Origin of the sequence: Snodgrassella sp. W8132, from assembly GCF_016100865.1 — a bacterium.
GTDB lineage: Bacteria > Pseudomonadota > Gammaproteobacteria > Burkholderiales > Neisseriaceae > Snodgrassella > Snodgrassella alvi.
Genome location: NZ_JACFRQ010000001.1, coordinates 1,222,893 through 1,237,144, shown reverse-complemented (window position 1 = coordinate 1,237,144; position 14,252 = coordinate 1,222,893). Strand labels below are relative to the sequence as shown.

Sequence of the window (14,252 nt, the reverse complement as noted above, 5' to 3'; positions counted from 1 at the left end):
TCAATTTATCTGAATATGAAAAAATTATCATATTGCATGGACTGGACTAAGTTGCTCAGTACCCAGCGCTTTAAGCCGGAAAATGGGTGTATTGTGCCTACAGTGACCGCTTCAAGTGAAGAGGGGGCGGATGCACTGCGTACTGATTTTCATATTGATTATGATCGTGTGGTTTTTTCCAGTGGTTTTCGTCGTCTCGCCCGTAAAACGCAGGTTCATCCGTTTGCCTTACATGACCATACACATAATCGTCTGACTCATAGTGTTGAAGTTGCCAGTGTCGGGCGCAGTCTTGGAAATCGGGTCGGTGTAATGCTGAATGCCGGCCATTTCCTGCCATCTGGCAGCCATGCTGCTGATATCGGGGCGATTGTACAGGTTGCCTGTCTGGCTCATGATTTCGGTAATCCGCCATTTGGTCATACAGGTGAAGATGCATTACGTGAGTGGTTCCGTGATCCGCAGCATGCTCATTATTTACAGGAATTGCGCAATACAGAACGCAATGATATCGAAACTTATGAAGGAAATGCACATAGCTTGCGTCTGGTAGCCAGTCTGGAAATGTATCAGAATGATGGCGGAATGCGTCTGACTGCTGCTGTTATCGGTGCTTTAATTAAGTATCCGTGGACCAGTTCTGCGCCGCATAGGCGGAATAAATTCAATATTTATCAGACTGAACTGCCCTTTATGCGTTGTATTGCAGAACAGCTGGGGTTACCGCAAACCGGTGAAAATCAGTGGATGCGTCATCCGCTTTCATATTTAATGGAAGCTGCTGATGATATTTGTTATGCCTTGCTGGATTTGGAAGATGCTGTCGAAATGGGATTATTACAGGTGGCAGACGTAGAGCAAATTCTATCCAGACTGACTAATAAAGAATATTTCTGGCAGTCTTATAGCAGTCAGGAGCGTTGTGCCCGATTGCGCGGAATTGCTATCGGAAGAGCAGTAGACGATATTGCACATACTTTTATTAAGCATCATCGGGATTTATTGAACGGTTCATTTCGCGGTAAGGATTTGCTTGCTCTGGCAAGTCCGGATGTTAGTGAAGCCCTGAACGCTGCAAAAGAGTTGGCTCGCACACGTATATTCCGCCATCAAAGCAAACTGATTACTGAAATAGCTACTTTTCCTTGTCTGGGTTCGATACTGGGTTTGCTTGTACCTGCGGTGCATGCCTTTATTAAAACCGGTCAGCTTAGTAAAAGGCAGGAGCTGGCATTGTCATTATTAAAAGAACAAAAACTGGATAAAAAGGATGGTTTATATCTGGGATATATGAAAGTTCTGGATTTTGTAGGTGGTATGACTGACAATACTGCGGCAAAGCTGGCGCGTGAAGTATCCGGAATCGGAATGCTGTAGATTTTTTGCTTATATAGTTGCAAAATAAATATATAAAAATCAATATATTTATCTATTTGTTTTCATTTTTATCTATTTTTGGCTTGCCAAAAGACCATTTATTGCGTATTATCGCGCTTCTTGATTTTCGGTGACTCTTAAACGAGTTCGAAAGCAGTGCACCCGTAGCTCAGTTGGATAGAGTATCTGGCTACGAACCAGAGGGTCGGGCGTTCGAATCGCTCCGGGTGCACCATCAAGCTAATGCGCCCATCGTCTAGCGGTTAGGACATCGCCCTTTCACGGCGGTAACCGGGGTTCGATTCCCCGTGGGCGTGCCAGATTTTAAAACCTGTTTGATTTTTCAAACAGGTTTTTTTATTTTAGCTTGAAATATTGCTGGTTTAATTGTTTAGTCCTGAGAATATAGCTGCTGAATTTTGTCATTAATTTTTTCAGGTTTCACTGGAGCTGTTAATACAGATAAATATTTTATACACCCAAATAAGCAGACCGTTGAGATAGCCATCGTTGCAAGTGTTTATTGACTACTTCAGGTTGCTGGCTAATCAGAACAGGCGCTAAATCACGTGCTTTTTCCAGTATGGGCAGATCTTCTTCCAGATTGGCAAAACGCAGCATCGGCACACCACTCTGGCGTGCTCCCAGAAACTCTCCCGGTCCGCGAATATTCAAATCTTGCCGGGCAATTTCAAAGCCGTCGGTATTTTCATAAATTACTTTCAAACGTGCTTTGGCTACATCACTAAGAGGTTCACTGAATAACAATACACAGCGGCTGGCTGCTGCTCCACGTCCCACCCGACCGCGAAGCTGATGCAATTGTGCCAGTCCCATACGTTCAGCATGTTCTATTACCATCAGACTGGCATTGGGTACATCTACACCAACTTCAATCACTGTTGTAGCCACCAGTACCTGAATACTGCCTTCAACAAATGCTGTCATAACAGCTGCTTTTTCTGCCGGCTTGAGCCGTCCATGTATTAAGCCTATATTCAGTTCTGGTAACGCCGTCTGTAATTGAGCAACTGTATCTACGGCAGTTTGCAATTGCAGTACTTCAGATTCTTCAATTAACGGACAGACCCAGTATACCTGCCGGCCTTGTGCACAGGTATGCTTTACCAGTTTTTCAACTTCCTGACGGCGGGCCGTGTTTACCAGACGGGTTATAACAGGTGTTCGTCCGGGAGGCAGTTCATCAATGACAGAAACATCCAGATCGGCAAAAAAACTCATTGCCAGTGTGCGGGGTATTGGTGTGGCGGACATCATCAGCTGATGTACATCTTCACCTTTATTTTTTAATGCCAGACGCTGGGCAACACCGAATCTGTGCTGTTCATCAACAATAATCAGACCCAGATTATGAAAAGTAACATCATCCTGAAATAGAGCATGCGTACCTATTGCCAGCTGAGCAGTACCATCTGCCAGTTCTTTCCGTGCTTCATCACGGGCTTTTTTGCGCATACTGCCTGAAAGTCTGGCAATCTGGATTCCTAAAGGTGAAAACCATTGTGTAAATTTCAGATAATGTTGTTCAGCCAGAATTTCTGTGGGCGCCATGACCGCTACCTGAAAACCGGCTTCTATTGCTATTGCCGCTGCCAGAGCACAAACAATGGTTTTACCGCTGCCCACATCTCCCTGTAGTAAACGGTGCATCGGGTGTGTCTGGGCTAAATCATCAGTGATTTCAGCAAGAGCACGCTGCTGAGCTTCTGTTAAGGTAAAACTCAGATTAGCCAGTAAATGCTCACTAATATGGCCGTTACCAGTTAAAGCTTTTGCATGCCCGTTTAAGCGTTGCTGGCGTGCCAGCCTCATGGATAACTGCTGAGCCAGCAATTCATCAAATTTCAGCCTTTGCCATGCTGGTAAAGTACCTTCATGTAAATCACGCGCAGTGTACTCTGGCGGTGGGGAGTGCAGAAAAATCAGGCTTTCCAGCAGAGGAGGTAATTGTAACTGCTGTAATAATTCAGCCGGCAGTGTATCATCTGCCGGCAGATGCTTGAGTGCAGCCTGAATCAGCCGGCGAAGGGCAGGCTGGTTTAGTCCGTTAACGGTGGGATAAACGGGAGTGAGGCTTTCTGCCAGTCCTTTATCAATATCAGTGCGAATTTTTGGGTGCACCATTTCATCGCCAAAAAAACCATGTCTGATTTCACCCAGAGCCCGAATCACATTACCTTCTGCCAGTTGTTTTTGCTGATTAGGATAAAAATGCAAAAATCGCAGGTACAAGACATGTCCGGATACGTCCTGAACTTGTACTACCAGCTGTTTACGCGGACGAAATTGTATTTGCTGATGAATAACAGTCGCTTCAATCTGTACCGGCACCCCGTTCTGTGCATCAGCAATCGGCGTAATATGTGTCTCATCTTCATAGCGTAACGGTAAGTGTAAAGCCAAATCCCAAATATTAGTAATATTAAGTTTGGTCAGTTTGGCAAGCGTATTGGCACTTACTGGAAAGGGAAAATCAGCAGCAGACATAGTGACAAACAGTAAAAGCATATTACAACATGGTTACGATAGCATGTTTGCACATATAGCGCTAATCTGACCACTTTAATCATATTTAAAGAATTGATCAGAATATCAAATTAATACACTGTGTATTTTGATTAAAAAATAAACCCGTTTCGCTATCCAGACAGCGAAACGGGTACTCTGACAGAATGAATTAATCTTGTCGCTCTACCTGTGTTACATCACGTACAGCACCGGTATCAGCACTTGTAGTCATGGCTGCATAGGCACGTAAAGCAACAGAGACATGACGCTGACGTTTAACAGGTTTCCATGCACGAGCACCACGACTTTCCATTTCTGTGCGGCGTTGTACCAACTCTGCATCAGATACAGCCAGATGTATCCGGCGTTCAGGAATATCAATTTCGATAATATCTCCTTCCTGTACCAGCCCGATATTGCCGCCTTCGGCAGCTTCAGGAGAGGCGTGGCCAATCGAAAGCCCCGAGGTGCCCCCGGAAAAACGACCGTCTGTAAGCAGAGCACATGCTTTACCCAAACCTTTAGATTTCAGATAACTGGTCGGATAAAGCATTTCCTGCATTCCGGGACCGCCTTTAGGACCTTCATAACGGATAATAACCACATCACCAGCTACTATTTGATTACTTAGAATGGCTTCAACAGCCTCATCCTGACTTTCAAACACCCGGGCGCGGCCGGTAAATTTAAGGATACTATCATCTACCCCAGCCGTTTTAACTACACAGCCGCGTTCTGCGAGATTACCGAATAACACAGCCAGACCGCCGTCCTGAGAATAAGCATGCTGTTTATCACGGATACAGCCATTTTCACGATCCAAATCCAGAGAAGGCCACATCGCGTTTTGTGAGAAAGCCTCAGTTGAACGGATGCCGCCCGGTGCAGCCCGATATCGTTGTATTGCCTCAGTATTGTTCTGATTGCTTACATCCCAGTGCTTAATCGCATCTGCCAGTGTAGGCATATGTACAGTATGTACACTGGTATCTAGTAAACCGGAATGATTAAGCTGGGATAAAATGGCCATAACACCACCGGCACGATGCACATCTTCCATGTGATATTTCTGTGTAGCCGGAGCCACTTTACACAGGCAGGGTACATGGCGGCTTAACTGATCAATATCAGCCATTTTAAAATTAACACCGGCCTCGGTGGCGGCTGCCAGCAAGTGTAATACCGTATTGGTAGAACCACCCATAGCAATATCCAGACTCATAGCATTATTAAAAGCTGCCTTAGTTGCAATACTGCGCGGAAGCACACTACAGTCATCCTGTTCATAATAGCGTTTGGCTAATTCAACAATACGCCGGCCTGCTTCAAGAAAAAGTTCTTTACGTAATGCATGAGTAGCGAGTAAAGAACCATTACCGGGTAAGGATAAACCCAGAGCTTCAGTCAGACAGTTCATTGAATTAGCTGTAAACATACCAGAGCATGAACCGCAGGTAGGGCAGGCACTACGCTCCACTTGTGCAACCGTTTCATCGCTGATTTTATCGTTACCAGCCTCAATCATTGCATCAATCAGATCCAGCTTGCGGATTTGTTGCTCACCATTGGTGGCAGCGATAATTTTACCCGCCTCCATCGGACCACCGGAGACAAAAATAGTCGGAATGTTCAGGCGCATAGATGCCATCAGCATTCCCGGAGTAATTTTGTCACAGTTGGATATACACACCAGTGCATCAGCACAATGTGCGTTGACCATATATTCCACACTATCCGCAATCAGGTCGCGTGAAGGCAAGCTATAAAGCATTCCTTCATGTCCCATAGCGATGCCATCATCAACAGCGATGGTATTAAATTCCTTGGCAATACCGCCAGAACGTTCAATTTCACGTGCTACCAGCTGACCTATATCGTGCAAATGCACATGTCCGGGAACAAACTGGGTAAAAGAATTGGCTATGGCAATAATCGGTTTACCAAAATCACTATCAGCGACACCTGTTGCACGCCAGAGCGCACGTGCACCGGCCATATTGCGCCCATGTGTAGAAGTTTGTGAACGGTATTGTGGCATTATGCATTCCCTTGTATTGGTTTTTATCTGTAAATGTAAAACAACTGCCAGCATGGTACGCAGGCAGTTGATGTTTGTAAACTTAGAACTGAATTGATTATATAATTTTAACAAGTTAATTTCAGACTACACAGAAATTAATATTGCTGAAACGACATATCAGTATGTAATATTCTTAAGTATATAAAATTATTTTTTTATGACAATTGTTTTGGCCAAATAATCTTGGAGAGTACGACGATTGGCCTCTGTTCTGAACAGCATAAAAAAACAAATAAATGTAATTAAATAGTTAAATATTTTCTCAGTAGATTCAGGATTAAGGTTGAAAATTTCAATCAATAAGTATGAAAAAATAATGATAATTGTTTGAAACAAAATTTCACGAATTAATACAGTACCGACAAATCCCGGATTGCGTCCGTCAAGGTTAATAACTTTAATTTTCATAATGCGCTTACCAAATGACTGACCAGTTTTACTCATCATAATCCATTGTGCTGTGATAAATGGTATTGAAGGTATTAAAATACATATGATCAAAGCTAGGTAATCTAGGTAATTTATTTGCATAGATACTGACTGGGAACCCTCATGAAATACATATAGCAGTGCAGCCAAAAATATACATAGAGAATATAAAACAGCGTTAATTATATACGCAGCGCTCCTTTCCCATGGACTGGCAAGTTCAACTTCTATTTCCGAATCATGAAAATCATCATAATCATAATTATTCTTTGAAAAATTCTTCTGAGTATTGGGCATAGTGTATTTCCTTAAAATTTGTTAAAAAAGTATTAAAGAAATGTATTGTTGCTCAAACATTAGTCGTAAGTACTTTTATAAAAACAAATTTAAATAATATTAAATTATAAATAGGTTAAATGTAGTAAATTATTTTATTTTGTTCCCTGTCAATCGTCAATCATTTGTTTTCAATATTTATTTTTCTATTTGTCATGAAAAAATATTCAATTAGTGAATTTTTAGCAAATTTTTTAATAATATATAAATATTTTATTTATTATTTTAAAATATTCAATTTATATCAATATCAAATAAAATGAATTAATTTGAGGTTAGCTTGAGTAAGATACAGGATTTTACAAAAATACAAGGTTTGAATGAAAAAGATGATATTTCTACACAAGATTATCTTGTTGCAACTTCATTACAACACGTGATAGCAGGTATGATCAATATACAATTATTTCTCGCTCCTGCAATTGTCATGTATATTATTTTATATATTCGTCCTTATTCTAATATTTTTTTCTATATTACTTTTGTTTGTATTATATTTTTAATAATTTTTCCAGCCTGGGAGAGTTACCGGATGCGGACACAGTGGCAGTTTATAGGTAAAAAGATAATGGGTTCAGGGTAATACGCCTTAATAATAGGTCGTCTGATTTTTGGATTAATGTGATAAAAAGGGAGATCATTTATTATTTATATATATTTTTTCTTGTAATAACTATTTTTTATTTACCAGGTCTGCATAATGAGGGTTTTTGGACCTTTTTCTTAGTGACGTTACTTAAGCTATGGTCATCAATAACGACACTTCCGTTATTATTTATCATTCTTTTGGTAAATATATTCAATTTGACGTGTCTATATCGCTTATTTCAGAATAGCTTTATAAAAAAATATATTAATATTATTTGAATAGTTTTAAATTTAGTCAGCCTCAAGAAATTTTAATTTTTCCCGAGGCTTCTTAGTTATTTAATTTTTACAACGATTGTATTAGCCAAAAAGTCTTGCAGTGTACGATAATTTGATTTTCTTATAAATAACATAATTATACAAATAAAAAGAAATAGAGTTGAAAATTCAGTGAATATACTTAAAATCCTATATAAATAATCTAAAAATTTATCAATAAAATTCAGATAAATACCAACATTTTTAGCAGATTCCATTTCACTGAAATATACATATATTCCTACTAATTTAAACAAAAGGATAAGAGTTATGAATGTATAAAAAATTTCACGGACTAATACTGCATTGAAAAAGCCAGCTTTCTCACCATTCTTTTTAATAACTTTGATTTTCATTAATCGCTTACCAACAGATTGGCCTGTTAGACTCATTTGTATAAATTGAAATACAACATAAATGAGTAAAGGTAATATGATATATAAGAATATTCGTAATGGTTGATGTACACCTCCCTCAAAATTATCATCCATAAATAAGAATGAAAAAATAGATCTTATTGGCTTATCAGTTTCATAATCTGCAAAAATCCATAATTCAAAAGGATTTATAATATTTTGTGAATAATTTGATTCATAATCAGTTTGAAAATTATAAACATGTAAAGAAATGTAAAATATAAAATAATATATTACATAATTAATCAGATATGCTGTAACTCTTTTCCATGGCGGAGCCAGTTCAACCAGGCCGCCTTTTTCTGTCATTAAGAAATTATGTTTATCATTTAATGCTGAAGATTGTTGAGTACGGGACATAAATCTATAAATCTCTTAGTGTGAAATCAAATTCAATATGCTTATAAATCAGAAATATTTTAAGTTAATTTTTATAAAAAATAATATTATATATTTACATAATATTATCTGGTAATAATATCAGGATTTATTTATATTTCATTAGATTTATTTGGTAAATATGGTTTTTTATAAATAAAAACAGATATTTTTAAATAAAATATCTGTTTTATGATATAGCTAATCCGTTTTTATATCATGCAGGTGTTCTCAACTCAGCTGAGAGTTTATCCAGAATACCATTAATGAATTTATAGCCATCGGTACCACCAAAGGTTTTAGTAATTTCGATAGCTTCATTGATAATTACCGGATGGGGTGTTTCCGGCATGGCAGAAAGTTCATGGCAGGCCATCAGCAGTACAGCCCGTTCAACCGGATTAAGCTCATCTTCGTGGCGGTCCAGCAGAGGACGGATCCGTTTCATGTAATCACGCTGATTGTTATAGGCACCAAAAAATATCTGGGTAAACAATTCTTCATCAGCTTTGGCGAAATATTCATTATCACGAATATTCTGCGCAATAATAGCAGCTGATTCTTCGTTATTCAGTTGTGCCTGATATAAAGCCTGAACAGCAAACTGACGGGCACGACGACGTGGTGTAATCATTGACATGTATACAATGTCCTTGTTTAATAAATAATCAATATTGAATTTTAAGCAGATTGGCCATTTCTACTGCAACTATAGCCGCTTCACTGCCTTTATTGTGCATACGCGCCAGTGCCTGAGCATCGTTCTCGGTAGTCAGTATGGCATTGGCAATGGGTATATTGTGATCCAGACTAACTCGGGATACACCTGCGGCAGCTTCGTTGGACACCAGCTCAAAATGATAAGTCTCACCGCGGATAACCACTCCGATGGCCACCAAAGCATCAAATTTGCCGCTACCAGCCATGCTTTTCAATACCAGAGGTACTTCTAAAGCACCCGGTACAGTAGCCAAAGTTATATCGCTGTCTTTAACCGCCAGTTTAATTAAGCGGCTGCAACAGGCTTTGACCAGCTCTGCTCCGATAGGATTAGTAAAGCGTGCCTGTACAATGCCTATACGCAGGCCAGAGCCGTTATGTTCCGGGGTGATGGTATTCATTCAGTTTCCTTTTTTCATCTGTTACGCCTCAAGCACCATTGCATTGTCCGGAATAAAATACTTACATCACAGACACACAAGTATTTATGCTTAGCATTCTGATTTTACCGAATTTGCCAATAGGGTGGAATGTTTAAACCGTTTTTTTCTGTTTGTGTCTGGGCTTAAGTGAGCCCAGATAAATGGCCAGTAAGGTCAGTGCAGTACCAGTCCATTGCACAGTATTTATCGGTTTATTCAGCAAGAAAAAATCGATCAGAATCGCAGCAACAGGTTCACTTAATAGTAATAAACCGGTTAAAGTCAGTGACAGCAAAGGTACGGCATAAGCAATTAACCCCCAGGCAAAACACTGCATGACCACACCGTAAATCATGATCAGAAGAATGTCTTTTGTGTTAGTAGGCCAGAAATGACCTGAATCAATGAGAATACTTGGCACAATTAATGCACCGACTGCTCCGACACTGACCAGCAGCATTAGCGGAAATAATGCAACCGGCTCTGCCAGATGTGCCTGACGAATACATGCCATGGAGGCAGCCATTGCTGCACCGGAAATCAGACCGATAAAAATACCATAACCACCATGTGAATTGTGTCTGAGTTCAGGGTGGGCGATCAGTAAAATACCGATTACAGACAATATCATGCTGAATAGTTGTAATTTGCTCTGTCGTTCACCGAAGAAAAACCAGGCAATTGCCGCCAGAAAAAAAATCTGCATACTGTTGAGCAGAGTAGAAATTCCCGGACCTACTGCATGAATGCTTTCATGCCAGAATGCCAGATCAAAACCTAAAAATACACCTGATAGCATACAAAACCGTTTTGCTTTATTGCTTTCAGGCAGTTTCTGACCAAAATAGCGACTTAAAAACAGAAAAACGATACCACCAATGAATACACGCCATAATGCAATGGCATAAGAACCAATAGATACAAATTTAACAATCAGACTGCCGAGTCCGAAAACAATGCAGCCGAAAGTTAAACCGGAAGCAGCCCATTTTTGCGGGGTCAGTTGCATTAGATACCATCCTTAAATAACAGCCATTACAATAGGCTGTCGGAAAATACCCGATGCCGGTATTCCATGGCAACAGATAATTCAGACAGCCTGAGGTGGGGTATTGTATTTAATTGTGTTACTAAAATATATACTTGTTTAGTAAAGAATTATTATCGGGATGGTTCTTCAAACCCAGTAACTTCCAGACCAAATCCATTCAGGCCGGTAAAGGCAGAAGGCTTACCCATTACCCGCATGCGTTTGACTTTTAAACCAGCCAGTATCTGAGCACCGATACCATAAGTTTTACTATCCCACTGTCTGGTCTGATGAGTGCCTTTGGGTAAGGTGCGGTCTAATAAAGTGGCTCCGGTTTCAGTACGGTGCATCAGTATAATTATACCGGCATCAGCTTGCTGTATACGTGCCATAGCTTCAGGTAGTGGCCATGTATGCAACTGATCCGGTTGCAGAAAATCCATGGCGCTAAATGGTTCATGTACTCTTACCAGTACTTCACCGGCAGTTTCCGGATCGCCTTTAACCAGTGCCAGATGGGTTTCACCGGATAATTGATCAACATATACATGCTGAGTAAAATCTCCCCATGTTGTATGGATAGTATTTACTCCCAGTTCTTCTATCAGACTTTCGTGACGGCTGCGATATTCAATCAAATCAGCAATAGTGCCAATTTTAATATCATGTTTTTCAGCAAAAACCATCAGCTCCGGCATACGGGCCATAGTGCCGTCGTCATTAATGATTTCACAGATAACGGCTGCCGGAATCAGGCCGGCCAGTTTGGCTAAATCAACGCTTGCCTCAGTGTGTCCGGTACGAACCAGAACGCCGCCTTTTTGTGCACGTAATGGAAAAATATGACCCGGCTGGACAATATCTTCTGCTTTGGCTGTAGGGGAAACTGCTGCCTGTACAGTATGGGCTCGGTCTGCTGCGGAAATACCGGTAGTAATACCATGTGCTGCTTCTATGGAAACCGTAAAATTAGTACCATACTGAGCGCCGTTATTCTGTGTCATCAGTGGTAAGCGGAGGCGATCTACTATTTCCTCTTCCAGAGGCAGGCAAACCAGACCCCGAGCATATTTAATCATGAAATTGATGGCTTCAGGTGTGACAAACTGTGCAGCCATGATTAAATCACCTTCGTTTTCACGGTTTTCTGCATCAGTAATAATAACCATTTTACCGGCTTTTATGTCGGCAATAATTTCAGGAATGGTGGCAATACTCATGATAGTAAACAACGCTCCCTTAATAAAATAAGGGTTATTTTACTCTGGATTACCGGGTCTGGTGCGCTTTTATCTTGGCGTTATTCGAATGCCGGCTACGAAATTACCGGAATAAAAAAATTAAAATAAACTGATTAAGCTGCAATATCATTAATCAGGCAGGAAATTATATAAATAATAATGATTTTTTGCTCAAGTTACAGAATAGATAGTGAGATAATAAAATTTTACTCGCAGGCATTATTGATGAATAAAACATGAGTCAGTCGCTTGCTTTATTTATTCAGGTACTGGCAAGTTGAATTTTTGAAAAAGGTAAGGTTCAGTCAGTTAGCGAATTTTTCTCACAAAACTTGCCCAAACTAACCAACAAAAATTATTCTGTCAGTCATAAGATTGTAAAATCTGCTATAAAGCAGATTCATAAAATAATTCTGCATGTTCAGATTAAAGTGGAAATTTCTTTGAAAGTAACAACAGAATAGTATGGTAAATAATATTACGTAGTATATAAAAAAATGTTTATAAAGGTTTCTGTTTCAGATTAAGTGAGTATATAGTGAAACATAGCAGTAAGCCGTTTTGAAAATAGATTAAATGTAGAAGGGGGATAAATAAAGACTTGGCGGAACAGCTTTTATCATCGAGATAAAATAATATTTAATTATATTTTCTATTCTTTTAATTAAATACCTTGTAGACAAGAATTTTTTAATCAGCTGCACTTTATGGAAAACATTTTCGGGAATAAATTTTGAGCCGGATTTTACCTGATAAATATCTATACAAAGCCAGTGATTGGCTCATCTGATTTGATTCGATATCAATATTATTCCTGAACTTTAATAGTATAGATTTTTTAAATTTGCTTCCCGTACACATCGTGCCGTAAGCCATATCTGCAAGCTCAATGGTGATTGTCCCGGTCATTTCTTATTTATATAGTCAGAATAAATAAATCTTATAATTACAAAAATAAAGTATCCGATAAATTTGTTAGCTATTAAATTCAATTTTTTATTAAAAATTTCATTCCAGATATAAATTTGTCTGAATAGGATAGTATTGCCTTAAATACCTTATGAATTAAACTTAGAAGACATAATGTTATATATCAATTGATGTCTGAATATATGTATGTATTTAAACAAATTAATCTGGATTTGTCTGAAATAATAAAAAATTAAATTGTAGTTTTTAGAATAAAAAATAATATTGAAAATCCAAGTTATTAAAGTTATAATTTGTTTATAAATGTAAATAAAAGTTTATTTATGAAAATATAGGAATAGTAATGATCTCTTTTACACCAACAGTATTTTTTCGCGTTTATGTTCTTCTTTAGCAATTATAATTTGCTATGAATATCCAATATTGTTGTATATCGGATTAATTTATAAAGAAAACAAAAATAATGATTTAATTCTGCTTTTGTTATCAGTCTACTTTATACTTACTATACTTGTTTTAATGATTTTAGGATGGGCTCTTAACTGTAAATCAAATATTTGGATTAAGACAGTTGTCATCTTCGCGTCATGTTGTGCTATTCCTCATTTATTATTCAGTTTGGTATTTCTGCTAGGTATTTTCAGCCTCCCTTTATACATATTTACTTATTACCTAGCTTATTGGTATTTGAAAGGTGGTGCAAATTACCAGCCCACAACAAAGCCAAAGAGAATTAGGTTAAAGGTAATCAGCTAAAATATGTCATCAATAAAGTTATAGTATGATTTAGTTTTTATATTTAAAAAATATCTATTAAAAAAATATCTATTAAAAAAATATAAAATATCAGTATGATAACTGGCCGTGAAATATTTCATTAATTAAAACTAATGGCCACATCTGCTGCTCGTATTGAGTTTGTTAAATAAGTTAATAAATTTAATAGATGTATTACATTTTTAATCAATATTATTACAGAGGATAACTACTATGGATAAAGAATATACTATGGCTACATTTCTGCGGCGTTTTATTATTTCTGTCATGTGCCTGATTATAGGATCACCATGTTTCTTTCTAGGTATTGTAGGTGATGATAAAGCATTTCCTTTTTTACGTTTATTGCATATTATGCCTATGCCGGAAAATATGAGCAGTGATGAAATTTTTTATTTCACATTGGGAGTAATGGCTTTTTTAGCCACAGTAATATTATTAATTATGATGTTTGTATGGATATTTGATATTTCTACTAATCGTTTTCTGAAAATATTGGTGCTTATTGGCTGTTGCTGCGGTTTTCCTAACGCTGCATTGTGTTTGAGTTTTGGTGCCCTGATAGGAATAGGATTATTAATTTTACCTGCGACAATATTATCTATATATCTGTCACTTAGGTACTTTAATATTTTCGATTAAACTCAGTTTAAAGATAAAATTAATAACAAATAATTATTT

10 protein-coding genes, 2 tRNA genes and 1 pseudogene are annotated in these 14,252 nt (G+C 38.2%); 5 read left to right on the top strand and 8 right to left on the bottom strand.

Going from position 1 to position 14,252, the window contains the following annotated elements; genetic code table 11:
* Positions 1-36: 36 nt before the first annotated feature.
* The 3 genes from H3U82_RS05515 (at position 37) to H3U82_RS05505 (ending at position 1,697) form a co-directional block, all read left to right on the top strand.
* Entirely contained in the window at positions 37-1,377 is a 1,341-nt protein-coding gene (locus tag H3U82_RS05515; protein WP_110414480.1) for a deoxyguanosinetriphosphate triphosphohydrolase, read from the top strand.
* 158 nt (positions 1,378-1,535) lie between these two features.
* A tRNA-Arg gene (locus H3U82_RS05510) sits at positions 1,536-1,612 on the top strand.
* Between the two features lie 10 nt (positions 1,613-1,622).
* Positions 1,623-1,697 (top strand) — tRNA-Glu (locus tag H3U82_RS05505).
* Positions 1,698-1,848: 151 nt separating this feature from the next.
* Here H3U82_RS05505 and recG read toward each other — a convergent pair.
* The 3 genes from recG to H3U82_RS05490 all read right to left on the bottom strand — a co-directional run bounded on the left by recG (position 1,849) and on the right by H3U82_RS05490 (position 6,712).
* On the bottom strand, positions 1,849-3,885 hold the full coding sequence (recG, locus tag H3U82_RS05500; protein ID WP_110414481.1) for an ATP-dependent DNA helicase RecG: 2,037 nt from the start codon (positions 3,883-3,885) through the stop codon (positions 1,849-1,851).
* 190 nt (positions 3,886-4,075) lie between these two features.
* A complete protein-coding gene (gene ilvD / locus H3U82_RS05495; RefSeq protein ID WP_198209583.1) occupies positions 4,076-5,944 on the bottom strand; it encodes a dihydroxy-acid dehydratase in 1,869 nt (622 codons plus the stop codon).
* Positions 5,945-6,133: 189 nt separating this feature from the next.
* A complete protein-coding gene (locus H3U82_RS05490) occupies positions 6,134-6,712 on the bottom strand; it encodes an RDD family protein (RefSeq protein WP_084550530.1) in 579 nt (192 codons plus the stop codon).
* Between the two features lie 319 nt (positions 6,713-7,031).
* Here H3U82_RS05490 and H3U82_RS10870 point away from each other — a divergent pair, with 319 nt between their 5' ends.
* A complete protein-coding gene (locus H3U82_RS10870; RefSeq protein ID WP_084549870.1) occupies positions 7,032-7,334 on the top strand; it encodes a hypothetical protein in 303 nt (100 codons plus the stop codon).
* Between the two features lie 340 nt (positions 7,335-7,674).
* On the opposite strand, the gene H3U82_RS05485 is transcribed toward H3U82_RS10870, so the two are convergent.
* The 5 genes and pseudogenes from H3U82_RS05485 to ribBA all read right to left on the bottom strand — a co-directional run.
* Complete coding sequence (locus H3U82_RS05485) at positions 7,675-8,433, bottom strand: RDD family protein (RefSeq protein ID WP_100125295.1); 759 nt, start codon at positions 8,431-8,433, stop codon at positions 7,675-7,677.
* 235 nt (positions 8,434-8,668) lie between these two features.
* Positions 8,669-9,085 (bottom strand): transcription antitermination factor NusB, encoded by a 417-nt coding sequence (gene nusB / locus H3U82_RS05480; protein WP_025330374.1) that lies wholly within the window; start codon positions 9,083-9,085, stop codon positions 8,669-8,671.
* A 34-nt stretch (positions 9,086-9,119) separates the two neighbouring features.
* Positions 9,120-9,572 (bottom strand): 6,7-dimethyl-8-ribityllumazine synthase, encoded by a 453-nt coding sequence (gene ribH / locus H3U82_RS05475; RefSeq protein WP_198209581.1) that lies wholly within the window; start codon positions 9,570-9,572, stop codon positions 9,120-9,122.
* Positions 9,573-9,705: 133 nt separating this feature from the next.
* Entirely contained in the window at positions 9,706-10,602 is an 897-nt protein-coding gene (locus tag H3U82_RS05470; RefSeq protein WP_198209578.1) for a DMT family transporter, read from the bottom strand.
* A gap of 152 nt (positions 10,603-10,754) precedes the next feature.
* Positions 10,755-11,837, bottom strand: a pseudogene (gene ribBA / locus H3U82_RS05465) (bifunctional 3,4-dihydroxy-2-butanone-4-phosphate synthase/GTP cyclohydrolase II); the annotation flags it as partial.
* Positions 11,838-13,784: 1,947 nt separating this feature from the next.
* Between ribBA and H3U82_RS05460 the strand changes: the two are divergent.
* Positions 13,785-14,213 carry a hypothetical protein gene (locus H3U82_RS05460; protein WP_198209576.1) on the top strand — a complete coding sequence of 143 codons (429 nt, stop codon included), beginning with the start codon at positions 13,785-13,787 and terminating at the stop codon, positions 14,211-14,213.
* Positions 14,214-14,252 lie beyond the last annotated feature (39 nt).

Coding starts and splice junctions, on each gene's coding strand:
- H3U82_RS05460 (WP_198209576.1), top strand. CDS start 13,785: ATGGATAAAGAATATACTATGGCTACATTTCTGCGGCGTTTTATTATT.
- H3U82_RS05470 (WP_198209578.1), bottom strand. CDS start 10,602: ATGCAACTGACCCCGCAAAAATGGGCTGCTTCCGGTTTAACTTTCGGC.
- H3U82_RS05490 (WP_084550530.1), bottom strand. CDS start 6,712: ATGCCCAATACTCAGAAGAATTTTTCAAAGAATAATTATGATTATGAT.
- ribH (WP_198209581.1), bottom strand. CDS start 9,572: ATGAATACCATCACCCCGGAACATAACGGCTCTGGCCTGCGTATAGGC.
- recG (WP_110414481.1), bottom strand. CDS start 3,885: ATGTCTGCTGCTGATTTTCCCTTTCCAGTAAGTGCCAATACGCTTGCC.
- ilvD (WP_198209583.1), bottom strand. CDS start 5,944: ATGCCACAATACCGTTCACAAACTTCTACACATGGGCGCAATATGGCC.
- H3U82_RS05515 (WP_110414480.1), top strand. CDS start 37: ATGGACTGGACTAAGTTGCTCAGTACCCAGCGCTTTAAGCCGGAAAAT.
- nusB (WP_025330374.1), bottom strand. CDS start 9,085: ATGATTACACCACGTCGTCGTGCCCGTCAGTTTGCTGTTCAGGCTTTA.
- H3U82_RS05485 (WP_100125295.1), bottom strand. CDS start 8,433: ATGTCCCGTACTCAACAATCTTCAGCATTAAATGATAAACATAATTTC.